Here is a 23,425-nt window from a genome sequence, read left to right as displayed (position 1 = left end):
CACCGGCTACGTCACCGCCGGCGCGGCAGATAGTGGTGCGTCGGAGAAGATGTTGCGGATGACGCCGTTGGCCCATTCGAGGATCTCGGCGTCCTGCAGGTCCCGGCCGCCGATCCGGGCGGTCTTCGGCTTCGGGATGAGCACCGCGTCCAGGGCCGGCTTGGACTGTGCTCCGGGGTACATCCGGGTGAGCCGCATGAGTTTGGACTCCGGCAGCTGAGCCGGGGAGAACTTGATGAAATTGCCCTGCAGGGCCACGTCGGACAGCCCGGCCTCGCGGGCCCCCACCCGGAAGCGGGCAACGTCGATCAGGTTCGTCGCCGGCAGCGGCAATTCGCCGTAGCGGTCCACCAGCTCGGCGAGCACCTCATCTATCGCCGCGTAGGTAATCGCCCCGGCGAGCTTCCGGTATGCCTCGAGGCGCAGCCGTTCGCCCGGCACGTAGTCGTGCGGCAGGTGCGCATTGACCGGCAGCTCGATCTTCATTTCCGCGGCTTTCTCCTCGGCCTCGCCGCGGTATTCCGCGACTGCCTCGCCGACCAGGCGGATATAGAGGTCGAAGCCAACGCCCTGGATATGGCCGGACTGTTCCCCGCCCAGGAGGTTGCCGGCCCCGCGGATCTCAAGGTCCTTCATGGCCAGCTGCATGCCGGCGCCAAGCTCGTTGTGGGCGGCAACGGCCTTGAGCCGTTCCAGCGCCACCTCGCCCAGCGGCTTTTCCACGGGATACAGGAAGTATGCGTAGGCCCGTTCCCGGCCGCGGCCCACCCGTCCGCGCAGCTGGTGCAGCTGCGAGAGCCCGTACTTGTCCGCCCCGTCCACGATCAGCGTGTTGGCGTTGGAGATGTCCAGGCCGGTCTCGATGATGGTGGTGCAGACCAGCACGTCGAAGCGTTTTTCCCAGAAGTCCACGATGATCTGTTCAAGCCGGCTCTCGGACATCTGCCCGTGCGCCACCTCCACCCGGGCTTCCGGGACAAGCTCGCGGATCTTCGCCGCGGTGCGGTCGATGCTGGAGACCCGGTTGTGCACCAGGAACACCTGGCCTTCGCGCATCAGCTCGCGGCGGATCGCTGCGGACGTCTGCTTGTCCGTGTACGGGCCGACATACGTCAGGACCGGGTGGCGTTCCTCCGGCGGGGTGGCCAGCGTCGAGGTCTCGCGGATTCCCGTCAACGACATCTCCAGGGTCCGGGGAATCGGGGTGGCGCTCATGGCCAGGACGTCCACGTTGGTGCGCATCTTTTTGAGCGCCTCCTTGTGTTCGACGCCGAAGCGCTGCTCCTCGTCCACGATCACGAGGCCCAGGTCCTTAAACGCGAAGTCCTTGGAGAGCAGCCGGTGGGTCCCGATCACCACGTCCACGGAACCGACCTTAACGCCCTCGGCTGTTTCCTTCGCTTCCTTGCCGCTCTGGAAACGGGACAGCGGCCTGACCACCAGCGGGAAGCCGGAGAACCGCTCGGTAAACGTTTCATAGTGCTGCTGGGCAAGCAGCGTCGTCGGCACCAGTACGGCCACCTGCTTGCCGTCCTGGACGGCCTTAAACGCCGCCCGCACCGCTATCTCGGTCTTGCCGTAGCCAACATCACCGGAGATCAGCCGGTCCATCGGGATCTCCCGCTCCATGTCGGCCTTGACCTCGTTGATGGTGGTCAGCTGGTCCGGGGTCTCCACATACGGGAACGCTTCCTCAAGTTCGCGCTGCCACGGGGTGTCCGCGCCGAAGGCGTACCCGCGGGAGGCCATCCGGGCCGAGTAGAGCCGGATCAGCTCGCCGGCGATCTCCTTGACCGCCTTGCGCGCCTTGGATTTGGTGCTTGCCCAGTCAGCGCCGCCCATCTTGCTCAGCGCCGGGGTGTCCCCGCCGACGTAGCGGGTGACCTGGTCAAGCTGGTCAGTGGGGACAAAAAGCCGGTCGCCCGGGGCGCCGCGCTTGGACGGCGCGTATTCGAGCACCAGGTACTCGCGCACCCCGTCGCCGCCGCCGGCCACCTTGCGCTGGATCAGCTCCACGAACCGGCCGATGCCGTGTTGTTCGTGGACTACGGAGTCACCGGCCACCAACTGCAGCGGATCGACGGCGTTCCGCCGCTTGGACGGCATCCGGCGCATGTCCTTGGTGGACCCCGCGGACGTCCGGCCCAGCAGGTCGGCCTCGGTCAGCAGCGCAACCTTGAGCGGGTCCAGGACAAAACCGCGTCCGACGGCGGCCGTTGTCACCTCGATCAGCCCTGCCTGGGGGTCCTCGTCCAGGGCGTCGACCCGGGCGCAGGGAATGTTGTGGTCGTGGAAGAGTTCCGCGAGCCGCTGGGCAGGGCCGGGGCCTTCCGTGACCACAACGATCCGCCACTGCCCGCGCACCCGGGAGCCGATGAAGTCCATCATTTCGGCGACGTCGCCCTGGTAGCCGCGGGGTTCGCGGGCGTGCAGGTTCAGCACGTCGACGTCGGGCAGCAATTCCTCGTCGGTGGCCAGCGAGGTGATCGACCACCAGGACACCTCGTGTGCCAGGGCAGCGGTACGGGTTTCCGTGAGCGAGCGGAAACTGGCCGAGTGCAGCGCCTCGGACGCCGCGGCGCTCAAATCGAGCGGCGCGGTCCCGCCGTCGGATGCGGTGGACCATGCTGCCTCAAGGAATTCCTCATTGGTGGCTGCAAGGTCATGGGCGCGGGTCCTGACCTTCTCGGGCTCGATCACCACCGCCATGGAACCGGCCGGGAACTGGTCCAAGAACGGCACCATGGCGTCCACGAGCACCGGGGCCAGGGACTCCATACCCTCGACGGCGATGCCGCCGGCGATTTTTTCCAGCATGTCAGCGGCGGCGGGGAGCTGCGATTTCAGTGTCGCGGCGCGGGACATCACGGCGGGGGTGATCAGAATCTCGCGGCACGGCGGGGCGTGCAGTTCGGTGGGGTGGTGCACCCCGGGCCCGGTGAGCGAGCGCTGGTCGGCGACGGCAAACCAACGCATTTGGTCTACTTCGTCGCCGAAGAACTCCACCCGGATGGGATGGTCCTCGGTGGGCGGGAAAACGTCAAGCATCCCGCCGCGGACGGCGAACTCACCGCGGCGGGTCACCATGTCCACCCGGGCGTAGGCGGCGTCGGCCAGGTTCCGGACGACGTCGCTGAAAGGGACCTCCTGTCCGACCTTCAGGGTGACAGGGGCCAGTTCGCCCAAGCCTGCCACGATTGGCTGGACCACGGCGCGGACCGGGGCCACTACCACGCGCAGCCTGCCGGCCGTGGTTGATTCGGGATGTGCCAGCCGGCGCAGTACCGACAGGCGCCGGCCCACAGTATCCGAGCGCGGCGAGAGCCGTTCGTGCGGGAGGGTTTCCCAGCTGGGGAACTCTGCGACGGCGTCGGCAGGGAGGAAGGCACGCAGCGCCTCGGTCAGGTCCTCGGCTTCACGGCCCGTCGCGGTGATGGCCAGGACGACGGGCTCGGGGCCGCTGCCATCGGTGCTGCCGGCCGCCGGGGTTTCGGTGCTGGTCCCGGCCGCGGCCAGTCCGTCAGCCATTTCCGCGAGCAGGGCGGAACGCAGGCCGGCGGGGGCACTGATCTGGTAGTCCTCGCTGCGGTCCGCGAAACCGCGGGCGGCTTCGGCGCGGACGCGGGCGTAGTTCCGGTCTTCGGCAAGGACACGGCGCAGACCGGTGAGAGTGGGGCCGTTGAGGCTCATAGCTGTTGCTCCTGAAGGGATCACGGGGTGCAGGCAACACAAATACCCGAAATTCGCGAGAATTCCGGGTACCTCCAGCCTACCGCGCAGCCCGGACACCACGCCGCACCGAGCCGTCGCGGCAGCCCGGACAGAGCGGTGCCGGCTCCCGGACTAGGCTGGCTGAATACCGGGCCGTCCAAACGGCCTGGCGCTCCGAATGGCTTAGTGACGAGAAGGAGTCAGCATGACCGGCATGCCCGAAAACCAGCAGAAGACACCCGCGCCAATCACCGCTGCGAAGACGGTGCTGGTCACCGGTGCGACCGGCTATATCGGCGGCCGGCTGGTCCCCCGGCTGCTGGAAGCCGGTCACAGGGTGAAGGTCCTGGTCCGGACCCCGGCCAAAATCGCCGGCGTGCCGTGGCTGGCCGACGTCGAGGTCATCCAAAGCAGTCTTGACGACGGCGCTGCGCTGCGCGCTGCGCTGGAGGGCGTCGACGTGTTCTATTACCTCGTGCACTCAATGGCCGGCGGTGCGGGTTTCGAAGCCAAAGAAAAAGCGATGGCCCGGACCGCTGCGCAGGCCGCGGTCGAGGCCGGCGTGGACCGGATCGTCTACCTCGGCGGCCTGCACCCTTCCGACGTCGAGCTGTCCACCCACATGAGGTCCCGCGAGGCGGTAGGCCAGGTTTTCCTCGACAGTCCGGTTGACGCCGTCGTTTTTCAGGCAGGCGTTGTGATCGGCTCCGGTTCGGCGTCCTTCGAGATGATCCGCCACCTGTCCGAGGCGCTTCCGGTGATGCCCGCCCCGAGCTGGGTGCGCAACAAAATCGAAGCGATCGCCGTACGCGACGTGCTGCACTACCTGCTCGGGGCGGCTTCGCTCAAGGGCCCGGTCAACCGGACCTTCGACATCGGTTGCCGGCAGGTCCTCAGCTACGCGGGCATGATGCAGGAATACGCCGCCGAAGCCGGTCTGCCCAAGCGGTTTGTCCTGGCGTTGCCGGTTCCCGCGCCCAAGCTCGCCGGCATGTGGGTAGCGTTGACCACACCCATTCCGTTGTCGATGTCGCTGCCGCTGGTGGAATCGCTGCAACACGACGCAGTCTCCCGGGAACACGACATCGACGCCGTCATCCCGCAGCCCGACGGCGGACTAACCGACTTCCGCTCAGCCGTGTCGCTGGCGTTGGGACGGGAGCGCGACGGCCAGGTGACCACCGTGTGGTCCAACGCCGGGGCCGACGCGGACCCGCTGCCCAGTGACCCTGATTGGGCCGGCCACCGTGTGTACCTTGATGACCGCACCTTCAGCAGCGACGTGGCCCCACAGCATGTCTGGACCATCATCGAGGGCATCGGCGGTAAAAACGGCTGGTACTCCATGCCCTTGGCCTGGAGTGTCCGGGGCTGGATCGACAGCGTCACCGGCGGCGCCGGGCTCAGCCGCGGGCGCCGGCACCCCCACCTGCTGGCCGAAGGCGAAGCGGTTGACTGGTGGCGGGCCGAGCGGGTTGAACGCGGCAGCCTCCTGCGGCTCCGGGCGGAAATGAAAGTCCCGGGACGTGCCTGGCTGGAGCTCTCGGTGGAGCAGGAGGGAACCGGGAGCCGTTACCGGCAGCGGGCGATCTTCTTCCCGAAAGGTCTCAGCGGGCGGCTGTACTGGCTCGCGGTACTGCCGTTCCACAGCCTGATCTTTCCTGCCATGTCGCGAAACATCACGGCCGCGGCAAAGGCTCTCCAGGATGAGGAATCGAAGCCGGCAAGTCACACCGCGTAGGATGTTTGGAGCCCAAACGACGAGTTCCACCCCAATGGAGGACCCCCAATGGCATTGAGCGCATCCACTACCCTTCCGCACAGCGTCGAGAGCGTCACAGCTGTGTTCGTGAACCAGGACTTCCTGCGCCACACAAGTGAACTTGTCGGCGGCACCCTTGAGTCGTTCACCGTGGACGGTGACACCGCCGGCGCCTTCAGCACCACTACGGTCCGGACCATCCCGACCACCCGGATGCCGGATATTGCCCGGAAGTTCGTTGGCGAAACCTTGAAGGTGACGCAGCTGGAGGCCTGGGACGCCCCCGCGGCCGATGGGTCCCGGTTGAGCAACATCACCTTGAAAGTCTCCGGCGCGCCGTTGGACGTTAAGGCCGTCCAGCGGCTCGTCGCCGACGGCGGCGGCACCCGGATCGAGCTGGACGGAACAGTCACGTCCTCGGTCCCGTTCCTGGGCGGCAAGATCGCCGAGGCGGCCGAGCCGATGGTGGGCAAAGCTCTTAATATCCAGTCCACCCAGGCCCGGGCCTGGCTCGAAAGCCACTAGCCGATGGCGCTGACGGGGTTTCCCGCCGTCGTCCTGCTCGTCGCCGGCATCTGGTCCCTTGTGGTCTGGCCGCCCTTCCTGCGCCGGGTCCTTAAGGACCCGCGGGCCCACGACGGCAACGGCAAAGCCACCCGGTTCCTGACCGTGCACGTGGCCCTGGTCAGTATCTCGCTGCTCTTCGGCGCGTCGACGGCGGCCATCGGGATCGCCGGCCTGCTGGGCTGAGCGCAAGGCCCGATCCGGTCCGGCATACACGGCGGCACATTCCGCCGCGGCCTGCTCAGGACTAGAGTAAGGTTCCACCTGCTGTGCGCACCGTCGCAGCCAACGCGACCCAGTGGGACGCGGCATACTTTTTGTGAATCGATTCGGTCTCGAAGGGAATTGCCGATGCCATCCAAGCGGCTGGCCAAGCGGGAACTGTTCGCGTATCTCGCCGTGTTGGCCCTGATCGCATTCTGGCCCTCCCCGGTCGATGCCCCGGCCGCGGGCCTCCTCGCGCGGGTATTGCGTAAGCTCCACAGCTGGGGAGCGCCGCAGTGGATCAACTACGACCTTGCCGAGAGCGTTGCCAACATCCTGCTGTTTGTCCCGCTCGGAGTGCTGCTGGTATGGATCCTCGGACGCAGTTGCTGGTGGGTCGCCGCGCCCGCCGCATTGATCACCTCGGGGGCCATCGAACTCGGCCAGTTCCTCTTCCTGCCCGCCAGGTTCCCGACATTCTCCGATGTCATCGCCAACACCGCCGGAGGAGTCCTTGGCGGCGCCCTTAGCTACCTGCTCTGGCACAAAATCGGTCCCGGCGCGCGCCGTCTGCCTTCCCTGCGGCGCGATCGGGGCAGCGCTCGCCCGGACCGCTCCGCCCCCTGACCCGAGGCCGCAACCCGCCCTTTCCGGACGCCGGCGAATTACCGTGGAGCCAAGGTTTTCCAACAATCGCCTAAATGCTAGGGAACAGGTCAAGAAATGTTGGCTGTGACGTCTCGAAATGGCAAATTTTGTGGAAAACTGAGTAAATTCCGTTGCTCCATGAAAGGGATCTGCAAATGCGAATTTCCGTTATCGGCTGCGGCTATCTGGGAGCCGTCCATGCCGCCTGTATGGCCAAGCTCGGGCACGATGTTGTGGGAATCGATCTCGACGAGAAAAAGATCTCCGCACTGGCCGCAGGCAAGGCACCGTTTTATGAGCCGGTACTCGATGATCTCCTTGTTGATCTTGCCCAGTCGGGCCGCTTGCGGTTCACCACGGATATACAAGAGGCACGCGGCTGCGAGGTGCACTTCATCTGCGTCGGAACGCCACAAAAGCGCGGTGAGAACGCCGCGGACCTTAAGTTCGTCGATGCTGCCGTACATTCGCTCGCGGGCCAGCTGAGCCCCGGCGATGTGGTGGCCGGGAAGTCCACCGTCCCGGTCGGGACCGCTGCCCGTCTGGCGGAAATCATCAAGGATGCGGAAAAGGACGCACATCTCGCGTGGAACCCGGAGTTCCTCCGTGAGGGCCACGCCGTATCAGATACCCTGAGCCCGGACCGCTTCGTCTACGGCGTCGAGGACGGCAACGAAGACCACCCCGCCGTCAGGGTGCTGGATCACGTCTACGAGACGGCGCTCTCCACCGGAACACCGAGGCTGATAACGGATTTTGCCACGGCTGAGCTGGTCAAGACGGCCGCCAACTCGTTCCTGGCAACCAAGATTTCATTTATCAACGCCATGGCCGAGGTGTGTGAGGCCGCCGGGGCCGATGTTACCCGGCTGGCCGATGCCATCGGCCTGGATGACCGGATCGGCCGGAAGTTCCTGAACGCCGGCATCGGCTTCGGCGGAGGCTGCCTGCCAAAGGACATCAGGGCTTTTATGGCCAGGGCCGGCGAACTCGGGGCGGACCAGGCCTTGACGTTTCTGCGCGAAGTGGACGCCATCAACATGCGGCGCCGAACCCGCGTTGTGGAAGTCACCCGCGAACTTTGCGGCGGCACCCTGATGGGCCAGCGCATCGCAGTGCTCGGTGCCGCGTTCAAGCCGGAGAGTGATGATGTCCGGGATTCTCCGGCGCTGAGCGCCGCCGCGCAGCTGCAACTCCAGGGCGCAGTGGTGACCGTGACCGATCCCCAGGCGTTGTCGAATGCCGCCAAGCGGTTCCCGGAACTGCAAATGGAGTCTGATCTTGAATCCACCCTCCAGCATGCCGACGCAGTGCTGCTGCTCACTGAATGGAAGGAATACCGGGACCTGGACCCGCACACGACCGGCGCACTGGTCGCCTCGCGCCGGATACTCGACGGGCGGAACGTCCTGGACCCTGCCAAATGGCGCGCTGCCGGGTGGACGTACCGCGGAATGGGCCGCCCTTAGGCGCTTCAGTCAGGCAGCGCCCGGGCCAGGGACTCCTCCGCGGCAACCCAGGAGAGCATCGCGCATTTGACCCGCGCAGCATATTTGGAGACTCCTTCAAAGGCCGCCGCGTCGCCAAGAATTTCCGGATCAGCGGCGAGCTTTCCGCGCGAGCGGAGCACGTCCCGGAAACTGCCGATCATCTCCCGGAATGCTTCGATTTCCATCCCTTCGGCAAGATCGGTGAGCACCGAGGCTGAAGCCATGGAAATGGAGCAGCCCGCGCCGTCCCAGCGCAGTTGTTCTACCTTGCCGTGGGAAAGGGCCAGGCGCACGGTGATTTCGTCCCCGCACACCGGGTTGAGTTGGTGCGACTGGCCCGACGTTGACCCCGGCGGGAGCGCAGCCGAGCCGAGGCCGCTGCCGTGACGAAGTTTCGCGTGCTCGAGAATGATTTGTTGGTAGAGCTGTTCAAGGCTCATGGGACTCTTCCTTTATGCGCCGAAATAGGCGCGGACTTCACTGACGGCGGCGAGCAAAAAATCCACTTCCGAGGTGGTGTTGTACAGGTAAGTACTGGCCCGGGTCGTGGCTGTTACGCCCAAACGGCGGTGCAGGGGCTGCGCACAATGGTGGCCCACCCGCACCGCGATGCCGCGGCTGTCGAGGAACTGCCCAACGTCGTGGGCGTGGACGCCTTCGACGTCGAAGGACGCGAGGCCTATCCGATCCACGCCCGGAGCCGGACCAAGCACCCGCACCCCGGGGATGCCGGTCAAGCCCTCCACCAGGCGCTGCCCGAGCAGGGACTCCCACGCATGGATGCGCTCCAACCCGGTCTCAGTAAGGTAGTTGGCTGCGGCGGCGAGCGCGATCGCCTGGGAGATCTTCTGCGTTCCTGCTTCGAAGCGCTGCGGGGAAGGCAGGAAGCTGGCCCGCTCCATCGAGACGGTAGTGATCATGGAGCCGCCGGTAAGGAACGGCGGAAGGGCGTTGAGCAGTTCTGCCCGGCCGTAAAGCACACCGATTCCGGTTGGCCCGAGCATCTTGTGACCGGACAAAACCGCGAAATCGACGTCGAGATCCTTGATGTCCAAGGGCAGATGCGGCGCCGACTGGCAGGCGTCCAGGACAGTCAGCGCACCGGCGGCCCGGGCAAGTGCCACCAGGTCTTTGACCGGGTTGATCGTGCCAAGGACGTTGGAGGCGTGGCTGAAGGCGAGCAGCCGGGTAGCAGGATTGATGATTCCGGCTGCGGCGGCCATATCCAGGTGTCCCGCGTCGTCAACCGGAATGAACCGCAGGACCGCGCCCGTGCGTGCGGCAAGTTGCTGCCACGGAATGAGGTTCGCGTGATGCTCCATTTCCGTGACCACAATCTCGTCACCGGCGCCCAACGCGAACCGGGCCGCCTCGCTGGGCGCACCCGGCAGGGAGGCGTTGAGGAAGGAGTAGCTGAGCAGGTTCAGCCCTTCGGTGGCGTTGGCCGTCCAGATGATTTCCGCGGCCGCCGCACCCACGAAGGCTGCCAGCGTTTCCCGTGAATCTTCAAAGGACTCCGTCGCTTCGACGGCCAATTGGTGGGCGCCGCGGTGGACTGCGGCGTTGCGCTGTTCGTAGAATTCCCGTTCGGCGTCGATAACGCTTACCGGATTCTGGGATGTCGCCCCGGAGTCGAGATACACCAGCGGACGCCCGCCAACGGAGCGGGAGAGGATGGGGAAATCGTTGCGGATGCGCAGCACTTCGTCGTCGTTGAGCGCGGGCAGCCGGCGCGCCTGGGTCCGTGACATCGGTACAGGTAACACCTTGCCTCCTCCGGTCGGGTCGAGTGGGCCAACGCCCATCATCGCACGGAAGGGGACCGCCGACAGGCAGTCCCCTTCCGTGTGATCACAATGGACAGACCGGCGCTGCCCCGTCCCGGGAACCGGGCCGTGCAGCGGACGATCAGCGCCGGCGATCCTGGCTAGAGCAGCTGGGCAGCCTGCGGTACCCGGGGGGTTCCGCCGCCGCCGACAGCGGTGGCCGAATTGTTCGACACAACACGCAGGTACTGCCGGATGGCCGCAAAGTCGTTGCGCATGCGGTTGAAGGCGGCGCCGGCCGCCGCGGGCTCGGCGTAAAGCACGGTCCCACCTGCCGCGTCAACGACGTAGGCCCCAAAGTTCTGCAGGGCTTCGGCCAGCGCACGGCCCTCCGGGCTGAGGGGAAGGGCGGCCACATTGACGTTTCCGGGAATACCGAACAGGGTACCCATCGGGATCGGACCGCTGTACGTTGAGCTGGCGTTGCCGTCCTGGCGTTTGGCCGGCCAGACCGGACCCAGCTTGAGCTTGGAACGCGGAATCGCGATGGCCAAGGCGTGCGGAATCCGCAGTTCCTGGATCTCGTGGGCCCGGATCAGGCCCCCGAGTGCGCTGACTCCTGCTGCCCGGACCCCGTTGGTGCCGCCGTCGCCCTTGAGGTCCGTCTTGACCTGGAAACCGGACTTCCAAGCGGTAGCGGAGACCTGCTTCATTGTCCAGTTCTCGTAGGCGGTGGCGGCATCGGGCTGCGTGATGACCGAGTGGCCGTCAGTGCCGATGGCTACCTGGGCGTTCGAGGGAACACGGTAGTTCCACGTCCAGGTCGGGCTGGTTGACACGGACGCTGTCGGATCGCTGGTTGTTGCGTTGACGACGGGAATGGACCACTGCTCGCAGTTGATGTAGCAGCCGCCGGACATCAGGCTGCTGGTCTTGGCCGCTGACGGGCTTTCAAAGACGGCAGCGGAACCCAGTGCGGTGTTCCAGAATGACGTGGAGCTGAAGGGGTGACGAAAGACGCTTCGTGATCCGGCAGTTGCGGCGGCTTGAGCACCTGCCGTGGCTGCCATCGCCGAACCTGAGGTGGCTCCCATACCTGCGGCGGCTACGGCAGATGCCGCGAGACCTTTGAGGAACGAACTACGTGAGAAGACGGCGGACCGAACGCCGTTCAGGTTGTTTTTCGTACTCTTGTGTGAAGTTTCGTGTGACATTCATGACCTCTTGCGGAATGCGTCCGCCCCCAAGCCGACAACACAACGTCGCAGGAACTTGTGTTCCCGCGACGTCTACCCGCATGTTGATTGTTGGGTGTTTACGATCAGAACGTTACACACGCGCCGGACCGTACGGCCAATCGGAAGGTGATCTGCGTCACTTAATTTTGCGCACGACGGCGGCGGCGGGGCAGGTACTTTACCGGCGGGATTTTCCCGATCGGCCCGCCCGGGCGTTAATGGACCCGCTGGTCAGCCATCGATTGGGAAGCGCCCTTGGGGTCCGGAAACCTGAGTGCCGCCTGGATGGTTTTCGCAATGGCGGCGTGACCAAGATCACTTGGAAAAAAGTTGTCCGTGGCCCGCCCGTCGGGCAGCTTTTTGTCAGCCCAGCGGTTCTTCTCGGACTGGAAGAGACCGTTCAGGGGCCGGAACCGCCCTTGGTTGCGGCCGCAGGCATCCTCAGCGAGCCGGTCGAATTCCGCTGTCGACTTTTTGTCTCCCCACGAACCCAGGCAGAGCAACCCGGCCGTTGGGGAAGCGGCGCGTACCGCCGAGATCAGTCCCGGGTAGGCCGCGGTAAATCCAGCGAGGTCCGCCTTGGCAGCCTCGTTAGTCCCGACCATCACCAGAACCAGGTCGAACGCCTTCCTGGCGGGGAGCCTCGCGGCAAGCTCATCGGTTTTCAGGGTCCCCCCCGTCGCGGACGACGCAAGCACTGTTAACTCCACCGGCCCCTTGGACTCCAGCCCCGCTGCGAGGAGGGACCGGTAGCGAGTCCCCTCCGTGGACGCAGAGGAGCCAAGCGTAATCGCATCTCCGACCAGCAGCACCCGCAAGGGCCGGTCCGGCGGGAAAACCACCTTGACTGTCACTGCATCAAGGGCAGCCTCGGCGCGCTGGGCCATTCGTGACTCGACCTGGGCTACGTAGGCATCCGCCCGATCCAGGTCAGCCGCCGGCGGCGGGGCCACCGGTGGGGTGAGGACCATGACCGTCGTCAAAATGGTGGTGGCCACCAGACCCGTCAGGCCCGCAACCCGAAGTATCCCGGCACCCCTACCCATAGGGTGAGGCTTCCTTTGAGGCGAAGACACCACTATTGGAGAACGGCGAATTACCGCTCATGTACGACGGTCCGGAAAATTCGCTGATATCGACGATCTCCTGCATCCATTTGCGTAATTCCCGGCCGAAATCATCTCGCTCCAAAGCAATAGTGACCACCGCTTTGATGTAACTGAATTTATCCCCGGTGTCGAATCGGCGGCCGTTATAGATGACGCCGAATACACCGTTGCCTGTGCTGCCTGCCACTGCCAATGATTGCAGGGCATCGGTGAGTTGGATTTCGCATCCGCGTCCCGGTTTGGTTCGTGACAGTTCAGCAAATATCTCCGGGTGCAGAACGTAGCGGCCAATCACGGCGAGATTCGAGGGTGCACATTCCTGTTCAGGCTTTTCGACCATTCCGGTGATCCGGACATAGTCCTGGCCCGGCACAACGTCAACCGCTGCGCTACCATAGGCTGAAATCTGCTCCGGGTCGACTTCCATCAGGGCCACTACGGATCCTCCGCTGATCGCCTGCGCCTCAATCATGCGCGCCAGGAGGTCCTCGCGTTCGTCGATCAGGTCGTCTCCGAGCAGTACAGCGAACGGCTCGTTATCAATGTGCTTTTCGGCCATAAGCACCGCGTGGCCCAGTCCCAGGGGCTCGCCCTGGCGGAGGTAGTGCAGGTCCGCGAGCTCCGAGGCCTGCCGGACCGCCGCCAGTTTCGTGACATCACCCTTGCATTCCAAGATGCGCTCCAGCTGCGGCGAGCGGTCAAAGTGATCCTCCAGTGCACCTTTGTCCCGGCCTGTGATCATCAGGATGTCTTCGAGTCCGGCCCTTACCGCCTCTTCGACGACGTACTGGACGGCCGGTTTGTCCACCACCGGCAGCAGTTCCTTGGGAACTGCCTTGGTTGCCGGCAGGAAGCGGGTCCCCAGCCCTGCCGCCGGAATGACTGCCTTGCGAATCATGTTTCCCCCCATGGTCAAAGTTGACTTACACCCGCCGATGAGATGATCGGCGATGGTCGCGAAGATTACTGCACTGTTCCGAGCCATACACCCGTCTGTGGCTGGTTGGTCTGGGCGCCTCCGACGGCCAGGATGACCTTTGTGCCCACCCGCTGGACGATAGCCCCTTGCCGTGCGACCGGCAGCGAGGGCAGGACCGACCAGTTGTTGCCTACGGGGTCGTAGGCCACAACTTGGGACGTCGGTTGGAAGTTGTCCATTTGGCCGCCGGCCATAATGATCTTGCCGTCCGCGACGAAGGTGCCCGCCTCGATGTGGCTCTTGGACATCGGCAGGCTGGAGATCTGCGTCCAGCTGTTGGTTACCGGGTTGTAGGCGTGTCCGTCGCCCTGCTGAAGGTGCAGTTTGTCGTGTCCGTGTTCGCCTCCCACAACGTAGATCTTCCCGCCGAGCACCACACAGCTCATATGGTCCTTCGGATTGGGCAACGGCGCCGCAGCAGTCCACCGCGTTGTCGTGAGGTTGTAGACAAAGTGGTCTCCCACATTCGTTACGCGGTCCGCGGGATTACCGCTGATATAGTGCAGCTCGCCGTTGAGGGCAGCGAACGCACCGGCTCCGCGGCCCGCCGGCAATCGCGTAAGCAGGGCAAAGGAATTGGTGGAGGGATCGTAGCGGTAGACCCGGTCGCTCACCGTCTGGGTGGGCGTCTTGGTGGTGTCCAGGTTCCCGGCAAAACCACCGCCGAAGTAGATGTAGCGGCCATCTTCCGTGATGCCGAGATGGGTCTCGGCCATCCCTGCGGGCAGGCTCCCCAGCGTGGTCCACGTGTTCGTGGCCGGGTTGAAGCTGGAGTAGGACCTAATGGCCCGGAAGCTCGAATCGAAGCCGCCAAAACGGTAGATTATGCCGCCCAACGCAAGGCCGGCCGCTTCAAAACAGGCGACGGGGGACGATTTTCCGGCCGCCCAACTGGCAGGCCACGGGGTGTTTGCCGGGACCGGAAGCGGTGCGCCCGCAGGATAGGTGATTTCAATTGCCGATACTTTCGGCTGGTTCACCGTGGCCGTGAAGTCCAGGTTAAGGACTCCGTTGGTGACGTTGACCGTAAATTCCTTGACGGCCGCACTTGCGGCACCCACGTCGGCGAAGATGTCGTAATTGGCCAGCTCCACGGCGCCGCCCTCGAGGTTTGCGCTGAAAATTCGTTTGCCCGCTCCGCCTGGACCGCCGCCGGCGGCCCCGAACCAGATCTCAGCGAAATGCAGGCGGACCGTGTAGGCGCCGGCCGCCGTGACCGGGACGGCGTACCCAAAGCTTCCGCCGTCTGCTGTGGCGCTGCGCTCCGTGGTGTACAGAACGTCATCGGTGGTTCCGGCGATGGCGGTGGCCGCTGAATTCGTGAAGGCTTTGCCGCCGGTGAAGTATTGGTCCGCCAACCAGGACACTCCACCGCTGACCAGTGCCGGGCCCCCTGCATTGATCCGCAGGGTGGCACCGCCCGCCGGCGGGGGTGTGACGGTGCCTGTCGGGAAGACAACTTCGATGGCGGAGACTTTGGGCTGGTCCGCGGCCGCGGAGAACGCGATGTCAATGACAAAGTTGTTGACGTCCACGGTGAAGGTCTTTGCGGCGGCCGCCACGGCCCCCACGCTCGCAAACAGGTCGTAGTTGGCCAGTTCCACGGCGCCGCCTTGAAGGTTGGCGCTGAACACACGTTTCCCGGCACCGCCGGGGCCGCCCCCCGGAGCTCCGAACCAGATTTCCGCAAAATACAGGTTGACGGTGTAGCTGCCGGCGGCCGGGACCGGTATGGAGTAGTTAAAGGATCCGAGGTTGCTGGTGGCGCTGCGCTCGGTCAAGTACAGGACGTCATCCGTTGTGCCGGCAATCGACGAGACAGCTGGGTTCGTGAACGCCTTGCCTCCGCTGAAGTACTGATCGGCCGACCACACTACTCCGCCGGTGGTCACAGCGGGTCCGCCGGAGTTGATGCGAATTGCTGCCGGTGTTGCTGCCTGGGCTTTGAGCTGGGATGCGACAGTGACGGTGCCGAAGGCCGCCAAGCCCATCAGGACGGCGGTCCGCCTGCCCACCTGATAGTCCGGCAAAGGCGACCGGGAGGAGTTCACTGCCGGTTTCTGGAATGCGTTTCCGGTCATGTCTGGTCCTTGTCAGGGTGGTGGTGTGGTTCGGTCTTGGCCGCAGTTTATCCATCCGGGATTGGGGCCTTCAATGGCAAATGGCGGCCGATCCGGAAGTCCAGTAGGTGCCCCGGCGGCCCCAAGTAGGCGTTTGTGGCGGTGCAGGTAGAAAGCCCGAAAATGCTGAGTAGGGATCGGCCCCGGCCACGTGCTGCCGCCGCCAAAGACCAGTCCCTGCCTCGCTGTTCGGAGGGAACCCGGCGTTGTTAGCTGATGGGGGAAACCTGCACCGTTGGCTGAGGGAGGATGCATGAAGACCCAGTTCCTGGTATTGCTGTCGGCACGGGTCTTTGCCACCGGCATGCAGGCCGTGACGTTTATCCTGCTCGCGCGTTGGGCCGGTGTCCGGGACTTCGGGATTGTGGCGGTGATTGCCGGCGTCGGTGCGGTCCTTTTTACCGTCGCCGACTGGGGGCTGTCCTCCTACATTCCCCGGGCACGCGCCAAGGGCCGCGACGCCGAGGTGGCCACCGGGCTAAAGATGGACCTGATCGGAAACGCTACCGCCGGAAGCTTCGCGGCACTGGTCCTCACCGCTGTGGCCGCCACGACCGGCCTCAATCCATGGTTCATCCTGGTCCCGGTGGCACTTGCGCTGGAGCAATTCGTTGAGGTCGGGCTGACGGTTCCGATTGCGGACAAAGCGAAAGCGCCTTTGGTCATCTCGCTGGTGCTGCGCCGAGTAACCTCTTTTGGCCTGTTCGTCTCGCTCTACGCCCTGGGCTTTGAGACTATTGCCGCCTATTCCCTCGGACTGATTACAGCCTCGGTGGTGGGAATCGCGCACGTGCTGCGTGTTCTGCACCAGCGGCTGGCCGGCCGGGCCCGCGCCGCGAGCGCCCGGGAGATGTACAAGTTCCTGATCCCGTACTTCCTGGCCAATCTGAGTTCCCAGGCCCGAACACTGGACTCCGCCATCGTTGGGGCGGCCAGCTCCGTAGCCTCTGCCGGGCTCTATTCCGCGGCCTTCCGGCTGATCAACCCGCTGATGCTGGTCTCCGGCTCCATCGTCGCCGTTGTGCTGCCCCACGCGTCACGGCAAGGACTCCCTGAAGCCAAGAAACTGGGCCAGAAGTTGTCCTTGGCGGCCCTCCTCGCCAGCTTGCCGTTGATTCCCGTCATCATCTGGTCCCCGGCAATCGTTGAACTGCTATTCGGGTCCGAGTTTGCCGCAGCCGCCCCGGCCTTTGCTTTTGCCGTCGCGGCACTGCCGTTCCTTTCCCTGGCACCACCGTTGGGAGGACTGCTGCAAAGCCAGGGCCTTGAGGCATTCGTCGCGACCAACGGCATCATCTTCGCCGTCCTGAACCTGGGCGGTGTCCTGCTTGGTGCACTGCTGTGGGGCCCCGCCGGTGCCGCCGCAGGGGTCGCCATTGTCTATTCGGCGAAGTCCCTGGTCCTCTTCGGCCGGCTGCAAACCGCAAAAGCCACCCCAATCACGGTCCCGTCGCAGTCGCGCCTGGCCCCCTCCGGAACGGTGTGATGACGTGAAACGAAACGGCCGCCCCGCAGTGTCCGTCCTTATGCCGGTGCGCAACGGCAGCAAAACCATCCAGTCCGCCGTCAGGTCCACCTTGGCAGCACTGCCACGGGAGGGTCAGTTGCTGGTCACCGACGACGGCAGCACCGACGGAACGCCGGAAATCCTCGGCCGTTTCAGGGACTCTCGCCTCACGGTCTTCCGGAACGAAAAGTCCCTTGGGGTGGCCGCTACGCTTAATGCGCTGCTCTGGCGCGCCGGAACCCCCTACATCGGCCGGATGGACGCCGACGACCTAGCCATGCCCTTCAGGTTCGCGGCACAGCGTACCCATCTAGGCAGCGACCACGAAGTGACGTTCACCTCCGTCGTGAACTTCGGCCCGCGAATCGGCAACTGGAAACCTGCGATCCCGATCGGCATCACCGCAGAAGCCATGCCCTATTTCCTCCTGCTCGGAAACCCGCTGGGACATTCGGCGATGTACGGCTCCACCGAGACACTGCGCCGCATGTCCGGGTACATCGCCGGACCTGCCGAGGACTACGAACTCTGGATGCGTCTGGCGGCGTCCGGCTACCGGCTACGCCGCACCGCAGTGCCGTTCACCGCCTACCGCCATCATCAGTCCCAGACAACAAAAGAGGCCGACTGGAAGCGCCGGGTGCTGGATGATCCGGCCCTCCGGTCCTCGCACCGGGCCCTTGCAGCGTTCGTTGGCTGGGATGGTCCGGACTTCTTCGATGCTGTGGTGCAGGGAGCGCACGGCACCGGCGGAGCGCGTCTTGTCGCGGAACTCTCGTCCTTCCTGGACGCGGGATGCGGGCACCTCTCCGGCACGGAGCGCCGTCATCTGGCTCACCAACTCGGCAAGCTAACAGCAAAAAGGGGACCGTCATGATGCAAGACAAAGCGAAGGTCTACGTACTGCACGGCCTGCGCATCGACGATGTCACGCTTGAGGAGGCGGCTGATTCCGTTGTGGATCTCGCCCGCGGCCCCCGGGCGGCGCTTGTGGTCACACCCAATTCGGACCACTTCCTGCGCTGGCAGCGCTCCGCGGCTTTCCGGTCGCTCTATGACGGGGCGGCGCTTGTCCTCCCCGACGGGTTCCCCTTGCCGCTGATGGCGAGGTTCGAGGGTCACTCCGGTGCCACCCGGTTGACCGGATCCGACCTCTTTATGTCAGCCATGGACCGCGCAGCAACCGAAGGGGTTCCGGTCGCCATTATCGGGGGCAAAGACGGTGTTGCCGAAGCCGCGGCCGCGCAGCTGTCGCTTTCACGCCCGGGCCTGCGCTTCTTCCTCCTCGACTCCCCCTCCCCCGCGCAGCTCGCCGACGACGACTACGTGCGCGGCCTGGCGGATCGGCTTGCCGCCGAACCGGACAAGATTGTTGCGTTGTGCCTCGGTTCCCCCAAGCAGGAGCAGCTTTATCACCAGCTTGCGCGGTTTGCTGAGCTGCAGGGCTGCTTTCTCGGCGTCGGGGCGGCCGTGGACTTCGCGGCCGGAACAGTCCGCCGGGCACCGGCGGCGATCCAAACCCTGGGGCTGGAATGGCTCTTCCGCCTTGTCCAGGAACCTCGGCGGCTGTGGCGCCGCTATCTGCTCGATAACACCCGAATCCTGCCCTACGTGCTCCGTTCTGCAGCCTACGGGCTTGCGCTGCGTGCCCGGCCCAAGGCACCCGTCCGCCGGGCGGTCCTGGCCATCGCCGCTCTGGGCTACTGGAACGCGCCCCGCCAGGATCCGGCACCCACTACCGCGGAACGGCCTAAGCGGGTAGTCCTCCACGTCGGGCCGGACGTCACGACCCAAGGCGGTATGGCGTCTGTCATCGCCGAGTACCTGACCTTCGGCATGAGCGACTTCACCATGACCAGCTACGCCACGTGGGCGCCCGGCTCCAAGGCAGGGTCCGTCCTGAGGACGGCAAAGCTGGGTCTTTCGATGATGCGGGGCAAGCACTCCCAGCAGTTCCTCCATGTTCATGTCAGCGAGTCCGGCAGCCTCGTCCGGGAAGGTGCCGTCATCGTTCTGGCCCGGATGCTTGGGATACCCACGTGTGTTTCCCTTCATGGCGCCGATTTCGGCGATTCGGTCAAAAAATATCCACGGCTGACAAAGGCCGTTCTCTCGCGTGCCTCGCAGCTGATCTGCCTGGGACCGAAGCAGAAGGAACTTGTGGCGGGCATCGTCCCGGACGTCCCCACCGAGGTCGTTTTTAACCCGAGCGGGCCGGCCCCGGCTGCTTCCCTGGATGCGGCGGGGCCCTTTGGTCCTGCCACCCGGCATTTCGTTTTCGCCGGCGAGGTCGGCACCCGAAAGGGCTTTGACCTGATTGCGGAAATCTGGCCCGGCATCGCCAGGAATCACCCGGATCTCTGGCTGCACGTCTGCGGTCCGGCCGCCGATGTGGATATCTCGCAGCCGCTTCCGCAGACAAGCTATCACGGCACCGTTTCCAGGGCAGAGGTTCAGTCCTTGCTCCGAGGCGCAGAGGCGCTGCTCCTGCCGAGCCGGCGCGAGGTCCTGCCGATGAGCGTGCTCGAATCCCTGCGGCTGGGTGTCCCTGTAGTGGCCTCCCACGCCGGCGAACTTGATTCTGTGCGGGCCTCCTCGGCGGTGTACTACTGCGAACCCCAGGCCTCATCCCTCCAGGACGCCATCGAAGACCTTTTGGCCACCGCCCCGGCGCAGCAGTCGGCCCGCAGCCGGGCCGCAGCCATCTGGAGTGCCGCCCATACTTCCAACGAATCGATTGCCGCGCGGCTGGAACTCGTCTACTCGCAACTGCAGCCCCGCCTCGACGGCGGCGGTTTTGAAAGGACAAATGATGTCGACAGGCTCAGTCACCTGCATCGTTCCGACGCATCGGCGTGATGCCGCGCTGGCCCGGGCCCTTGCGTCAATCGTCGAACAGCGCCACACCCCTGCCGTTGTCGTCGTCGTCGATGACGTGGCTTCCCCGGACACCCGCCAGCTGACGCGGGAGCAAACCGGCCACCCGGACATCACCTATGTGGATAACTCCGGCACACAACGGCCCGGCGCCTCCTCCTCACGCAACGCCGGGGCAGTTCTCGCTTCATCGGAGTACCTGGCGTTTCTCGACGACGATGACCGCTGGGAGGCCGGGTTCCTGGAGCAGTGCGTGGCCAGGCTCGAACTCGGGGACGTTGATCTGGTCACCGTCGCCGGCGCAGTAGAAATCGGGGCGGAGCGCACGCGGCGCCCATGGCTGGGCTCACGCCCGGTTACCGCCCGGGATTGCCTGGCATGGAACCCGGGAGTGACGGGCAGCAACTTTGTGATCCGCCGGACGGCCTTCGAGGACATCGGCGGATTCGATGATTCCCTTCCGGTCTTCAACGACTTGGATTTTTTCGTCCGGTACCTTCAATCCGGGAGGCACTACGCGGTTGTGGATGAGGAACTGTTCATTCAGACAGCCGAGGGCGACGACCATTTGTCCTCCCGCAGCGCGAGGCGGGCAGCAGGCATCCAGAAATACATCTCGAAGCACAGCTCCCAATTAAACGCAGGCCAACTCCGTGCCCTTAAACGGGAAGTGCATCTCGCCCAGCGGTACGTGGGCCAACGCCAGCATCTCGCCGCCTACCATTTCGTCCTGATGTGGGTAAACTCCAGCCCTGCGCAGTTCCTCACGGTGCTCCGGCGAAAGCTTGCCGGAGGCAGGAAAATGTACGTCTAGACGACCCTTCTATGGTGGCAAGTCAAGCGATGAGTGTCTGGAGTTGGCGGAAGATCTGCCTGGCGATGAATCGCTTGAGGCAGCGGCGGATTTCCCGTGGGCTCCTGCCTTCCGCGGTGCGTCGCTCGATGTAGGCACGGGTGGCGGGGTCTGTGAGGCTTCTGGTCCGGGCGACGACGTCCAGTGCGCGGTTGAGCTGCCGGTCACCGTAGCGGTTGAGCCGGTGTCGGCGCGTGTTGCCTGAGGACGCCGGGATGGGGCTCGCGCCGGCCAGGGCAGCGAAGGCCGCTTCCGAGCGGACGCGGCCGTGGTGCGAGTATGCGGCGAGGATGATCGCTGCGGTCACTGGGCCCACCCCGCGGATGTCCAGGACTCCGGGGGCCATGAGCTGGACATACTCGGCCAGTGCCAGCCGGTTGGCCTCCAGTTCCGTGCCCAGGGCGATGACGGCGGACGCAAGCCGCCGCGCCTCGGCCCGTGCGACAGTGGCGGCAGCGCCTTCGCACTGCCTGGCCCGCCAGCCCTGGACCGTCGCGACTTGGGCAGCGGTCAGTGGGGAGCGTGCGTCGATTCCCAGATCGAGGGTCCGCAGCAGGGCGGTCAGCGCGTTGCGCGCGCCCGTGCGCTGGGTGTCCATCGAGCGTCTGGCGGCAAGGAGGATCCGGAGTGCTTCCCTCAATCCCTCGGCCCGCGGGCTGATCAGCTCTGTGGTGGTCGCTCCCAGGACGGTCCGGGCGGCGGCGACGGCGTCGATCTCGTCGGATTTGCCTTGGCCGTGACGGGACTGCCGCCGGGGCGGCCTGGCCTCGCAGACGGCGAAGCGCTCCGCCTCGAGCAGGCGCGTGAGCCTTGCCCCGTAAGAGCTCGTCCCCTCGACAGCGACCAGGACGTTTCCGGTCGCGGTGCGGCGGCGGATCCACTCAACCGCCCGGCTCATACCTGCCCCGCTGGCCGGAAACGTGTCGGTCCCGATCACCGCGCCTGTGGTGGAAGTGAGAACTGAGAATGTGTGGGTTCTTGCGTGTGTGTCCACGCCGACGACGTGTGTGTATTGTTCTGCGACTATGGTCATTTGCTTGCTCCCCTGTCCTGATGGATCTGTCGGAACCAGCTGGTGGATCACCCTGAGGCAAATCTCTAACGAGTCACGCAGCACCATCGTGGGCGGAGCGGACAGCCTTCTATCAAGCCATCGGAGTGGGCCGACTGCTCCCGGGACCTTAGGGGCGGACAGGTCGTCTATAAGACACTGCAGTGCGGGTCAGATATGAAGGGAGTCACGCCCGGCGGTCCCGGAAAGCAGTCTGCCAACCAACCTCGGGCTGGTCACTACCTATTAGAGATATGAAGTGTGGTGGGGCGCCCCGGACGTAGCGACTGGAACCTCGGGTTCAAAGAGGTTCGTGGGTTGTCGGTCCGGGTCCTTCCGCACGTGGGTGCGGGGGGTGTGGACTGGCAGAGCCACATTTGAACGTTTGGAGGTTCCAACCATGAATAAGCGTACTTACGTCGGTTTGGATGTCCATGCGCGCAGCGTGAAGGGTTGCGCGATCGACCGTGAAACGGGCGAGATCCTGAGGCAGAGCCTTGCCGCGAACGATGCGGGGATCGTCGAGTGGGTTTCCGGGCTGCCGGGGCCGGTTCTCGTTGTCTATGAGGCAGGCCCCACCGGATTCGGGTTGGCCCGGCTGCTGGTCAGTGCAGGGGTCGAATGCCTGGTCGCGGCGCCGTCCAAGCTCCAGCGGCCGTCCGGGGACCGGGTGAAGACTGATGCCCGCGATGCCGAGCATCTGGCCCGGTTGGCCCTGCTCGGACAGATCACGCCCGTGCGGGTTCCTGGCCGTGCGGATGAAGCGGCGCGGGATCTGGTGCGTGCCCGTGAGGACGTCCGTACGGATTTGATGAGGGCCAGGCATCGGATCTCGAAGCTCCTGTTGCGCCACGGTCTGGTTTACTCCGGCGGTCATGCCTGGACCGATGCCCACCACACCTGGCTGCACCGGCAACGATTCGATGATCCGTCCCTGCAGGCCGCCTATGAGGCTAGCCTGGAAGCCGCGGACCTGACCTTGGACCGCAGGAACCGTTTGGATGCGAAGATCACGGCCCTCGCGGCCACCGACCGCTATGCACCCGTGGTCCGTGCGCTGATGTGTCTGCGCGGGATCTCGGTGCTCACCGCCTTCGGCCTGGCAGTGGAGATCGGTGACTGGACCCGCTTCACTGGCAGCACCATCGGCGCCTATCTGGGCCTGGTGCCCTCCGAACATTCCTCTGGTGCTTCACGGTCCCAAGGCGGCATCACTAAAACAGGAAACACCCATGCCCGCCGCCTGCTCGTCGAGGCCGCTTGGCATCACCGCCGTCCATATGCCAACGCAAGCCGTGACATGCGTGCCCGCTGGGACGCAGCCGATGAGGCCTCCCGGGTCCGCGGACATCAAGGCAACCACCGCCTGCACCGCAAGTGGGACCAGTTCGAAGCCCGTCACAAACGGCGCGTCATCGCCAACGTCGCTGTCGCACGGGAACTGGCTGGCTGGTGCTGGTCTCTCGCGGCCGCGGTCCAACAGGAGCAGCCATGGACGGATGAATAGACGTGTGCCGTTCCCGGCTCCGTCCGGAGGCTCGGCAGC

General features: G+C 65.1%; 18 protein-coding genes. 10 read left to right on the top strand and 8 right to left on the bottom strand.

Annotated features, from left to right (window positions below; all coding sequences use genetic code 11):
* Positions 1-6: 6 nt before the first annotated feature.
* Positions 7-3,690: a transcription-repair coupling factor gene (gene mfd, locus QI450_RS03425; RefSeq protein WP_226773650.1), complete on the bottom strand. Its 3,684-nt coding sequence runs from the start codon at positions 3,688-3,690 to the stop codon at positions 7-9.
* Positions 3,691-3,916: 226 nt separating this feature from the next.
* On the opposite strand from mfd, the gene QI450_RS03420 reads away from it, so the two are divergent.
* The 5 genes from QI450_RS03420 to QI450_RS03400 all read left to right on the top strand — a co-directional run bounded on the left by QI450_RS03420 (position 3,917) and on the right by QI450_RS03400 (position 8,358).
* Entirely contained in the window at positions 3,917-5,452 is a 1,536-nt protein-coding gene (locus QI450_RS03420) for an SDR family oxidoreductase (protein WP_226773651.1), read from the top strand.
* A 48-nt stretch (positions 5,453-5,500) separates the two neighbouring features.
* A complete protein-coding gene (locus QI450_RS03415) occupies positions 5,501-5,998 on the top strand; it encodes a DUF2505 domain-containing protein (protein WP_226773652.1) in 498 nt (165 codons plus the stop codon).
* 3 nt (positions 5,999-6,001) lie between these two features.
* A complete protein-coding gene (locus QI450_RS03410) occupies positions 6,002-6,223 on the top strand; it encodes a hypothetical protein (RefSeq protein ID WP_226773653.1) in 222 nt (73 codons plus the stop codon).
* 165 nt (positions 6,224-6,388) lie between these two features.
* Complete coding sequence (locus QI450_RS03405) at positions 6,389-6,868, top strand: VanZ family protein (protein WP_226773654.1); 480 nt, start codon at positions 6,389-6,391, stop codon at positions 6,866-6,868.
* A gap of 176 nt (positions 6,869-7,044) precedes the next feature.
* Entirely contained in the window at positions 7,045-8,358 is a 1,314-nt protein-coding gene (locus QI450_RS03400; RefSeq protein WP_226773655.1) for a UDP-glucose/GDP-mannose dehydrogenase family protein, read from the top strand.
* A gap of 5 nt (positions 8,359-8,363) precedes the next feature.
* Here QI450_RS03400 and sufU read toward each other — a convergent pair whose 3' ends face one another.
* From sufU to QI450_RS03370, 6 genes are all read right to left on the bottom strand, one after another.
* A complete protein-coding gene (gene sufU, locus QI450_RS03395; RefSeq protein WP_226773656.1) occupies positions 8,364-8,819 on the bottom strand; it encodes a Fe-S cluster assembly sulfur transfer protein SufU in 456 nt (151 codons plus the stop codon).
* A gap of 12 nt (positions 8,820-8,831) precedes the next feature.
* A complete protein-coding gene (locus QI450_RS03390) occupies positions 8,832-10,130 on the bottom strand; it encodes a SufS family cysteine desulfurase (protein WP_226773657.1) in 1,299 nt (432 codons plus the stop codon).
* A 176-nt stretch (positions 10,131-10,306) separates the two neighbouring features.
* Positions 10,307-11,215, bottom strand: coding sequence for a hypothetical protein (locus tag QI450_RS03385; protein WP_226773658.1), 909 nt, complete (start codon positions 11,213-11,215; stop codon positions 10,307-10,309).
* Positions 11,216-11,598: 383 nt separating this feature from the next.
* Positions 11,599-12,429 carry an SGNH/GDSL hydrolase family protein gene (locus tag QI450_RS03380; RefSeq protein ID WP_226773659.1) on the bottom strand — a complete coding sequence of 277 codons (831 nt, stop codon included), beginning with the start codon at positions 12,427-12,429 and terminating at the stop codon, positions 11,599-11,601.
* A complete protein-coding gene (locus QI450_RS03375; protein ID WP_226773669.1) occupies positions 12,422-13,402 on the bottom strand; it encodes a UTP--glucose-1-phosphate uridylyltransferase in 981 nt (326 codons plus the stop codon). The genes QI450_RS03380 and QI450_RS03375 overlap by 8 nt, the downstream gene beginning before the upstream one ends.
* Before the next feature lie 53 nt (positions 13,403-13,455).
* The gene (locus tag QI450_RS03370; protein WP_226773660.1) at positions 13,456-15,552 is read right to left on the bottom strand and encodes a malectin domain-containing carbohydrate-binding protein; all 2,097 of its coding nucleotides are present in this window, start codon (positions 15,550-15,552) and stop codon (positions 13,456-13,458) included.
* A 292-nt stretch (positions 15,553-15,844) separates the two neighbouring features.
* On the opposite strand from QI450_RS03370, the gene QI450_RS03365 reads away from it, so the two are divergent.
* The 4 genes from QI450_RS03365 to QI450_RS03350 are packed head-to-tail and all read left to right on the top strand — an operon-like array spanning position 15,845 to position 20,789.
* On the top strand, positions 15,845-17,077 hold the full coding sequence (locus tag QI450_RS03365) for an oligosaccharide flippase family protein (protein ID WP_226773661.1): 1,233 nt from the start codon (positions 15,845-15,847) through the stop codon (positions 17,075-17,077).
* A 4-nt stretch (positions 17,078-17,081) separates the two neighbouring features.
* Positions 17,082-17,975, top strand: a complete 894-nt coding sequence (locus QI450_RS03360; protein ID WP_226773662.1) for a glycosyltransferase family 2 protein — start codon at positions 17,082-17,084, stop codon at positions 17,973-17,975.
* Positions 17,972-19,957 carry a WecB/TagA/CpsF family glycosyltransferase gene (locus QI450_RS03355; protein ID WP_226773663.1) on the top strand — a complete coding sequence of 662 codons (1,986 nt, stop codon included), beginning with the start codon at positions 17,972-17,974 and terminating at the stop codon, positions 19,955-19,957. Before QI450_RS03360 ends, QI450_RS03355 begins: the two co-directional genes overlap by 4 nt.
* Positions 19,908-20,789 (top strand): glycosyltransferase family A protein, encoded by an 882-nt coding sequence (locus QI450_RS03350; RefSeq protein ID WP_226773664.1) that lies wholly within the window; start codon positions 19,908-19,910, stop codon positions 20,787-20,789. Before QI450_RS03355 ends, QI450_RS03350 begins: the two co-directional genes overlap by 50 nt.
* A 22-nt stretch (positions 20,790-20,811) precedes the next feature.
* Here QI450_RS03350 and QI450_RS03345 read toward each other — a convergent pair whose 3' ends face one another.
* Positions 20,812-21,861 carry an IS110 family transposase gene (locus QI450_RS03345; RefSeq protein ID WP_226773665.1) on the bottom strand — a complete coding sequence of 350 codons (1,050 nt, stop codon included), beginning with the start codon at positions 21,859-21,861 and terminating at the stop codon, positions 20,812-20,814.
* A 418-nt stretch (positions 21,862-22,279) separates the two neighbouring features.
* Between QI450_RS03345 and QI450_RS03340 the strand changes: the two genes are divergently transcribed.
* Complete coding sequence (locus tag QI450_RS03340; RefSeq protein WP_282468101.1) at positions 22,280-23,386, top strand: IS110 family transposase; 1,107 nt, start codon at positions 22,280-22,282, stop codon at positions 23,384-23,386.
* Positions 23,387-23,425: the final 39 nt, after the last annotated feature.

Origin of the sequence: Arthrobacter sp. EM1 (assembly GCF_029964055.1) — a bacterium.
In the GTDB taxonomy this organism is placed as follows: Bacteria; Actinomycetota; Actinomycetes; order Actinomycetales; family Micrococcaceae; genus Arthrobacter.
This window is presented reverse-complemented; position numbering and strand designations above follow the sequence as displayed.

Coding starts and splice junctions, on each gene's coding strand:
- mfd (WP_226773650.1), bottom strand. CDS start 3,690: ATGAGCCTCAACGGCCCCACTCTCACCGGTCTGCGCCGTGTCCTTGCC.
- QI450_RS03420 (WP_226773651.1), top strand. CDS start 3,917: ATGACCGGCATGCCCGAAAACCAGCAGAAGACACCCGCGCCAATCACC.
- QI450_RS03415 (WP_226773652.1), top strand. CDS start 5,501: ATGGCATTGAGCGCATCCACTACCCTTCCGCACAGCGTCGAGAGCGTC.
- QI450_RS03410 (WP_226773653.1), top strand. CDS start 6,002: ATGGCGCTGACGGGGTTTCCCGCCGTCGTCCTGCTCGTCGCCGGCATC.
- QI450_RS03405 (WP_226773654.1), top strand. CDS start 6,389: ATGCCATCCAAGCGGCTGGCCAAGCGGGAACTGTTCGCGTATCTCGCC.
- QI450_RS03400 (WP_226773655.1), top strand. CDS start 7,045: ATGCGAATTTCCGTTATCGGCTGCGGCTATCTGGGAGCCGTCCATGCC.
- sufU (WP_226773656.1), bottom strand. CDS start 8,819: ATGAGCCTTGAACAGCTCTACCAACAAATCATTCTCGAGCACGCGAAA.
- QI450_RS03390 (WP_226773657.1), bottom strand. CDS start 10,130: ATGTCACGGACCCAGGCGCGCCGGCTGCCCGCGCTCAACGACGACGAA.
- QI450_RS03385 (WP_226773658.1), bottom strand. CDS start 11,215: ATGGCAGCCACGGCAGGTGCTCAAGCCGCCGCAACTGCCGGATCACGA.
- QI450_RS03380 (WP_226773659.1), bottom strand. CDS start 12,429: ATGGGTAGGGGTGCCGGGATACTTCGGGTTGCGGGCCTGACGGGTCTG.
- QI450_RS03375 (WP_226773669.1), bottom strand. CDS start 13,402: ATGGGGGGAAACATGATTCGCAAGGCAGTCATTCCGGCGGCAGGGCTG.
- QI450_RS03370 (WP_226773660.1), bottom strand. CDS start 15,552: ATGACCGGAAACGCATTCCAGAAACCGGCAGTGAACTCCTCCCGGTCG.
- QI450_RS03365 (WP_226773661.1), top strand. CDS start 15,845: ATGAAGACCCAGTTCCTGGTATTGCTGTCGGCACGGGTCTTTGCCACC.
- QI450_RS03355 (WP_226773663.1), top strand. CDS start 17,972: ATGATGCAAGACAAAGCGAAGGTCTACGTACTGCACGGCCTGCGCATC.
- QI450_RS03350 (WP_226773664.1), top strand. CDS start 19,908: ATGATGTCGACAGGCTCAGTCACCTGCATCGTTCCGACGCATCGGCGT.
- QI450_RS03345 (WP_226773665.1), bottom strand. CDS start 21,861: ATGACCATAGTCGCAGAACAATACACACACGTCGTCGGCGTGGACACA.
- QI450_RS03340 (WP_282468101.1), top strand. CDS start 22,280: ATGAATAAGCGTACTTACGTCGGTTTGGATGTCCATGCGCGCAGCGTG.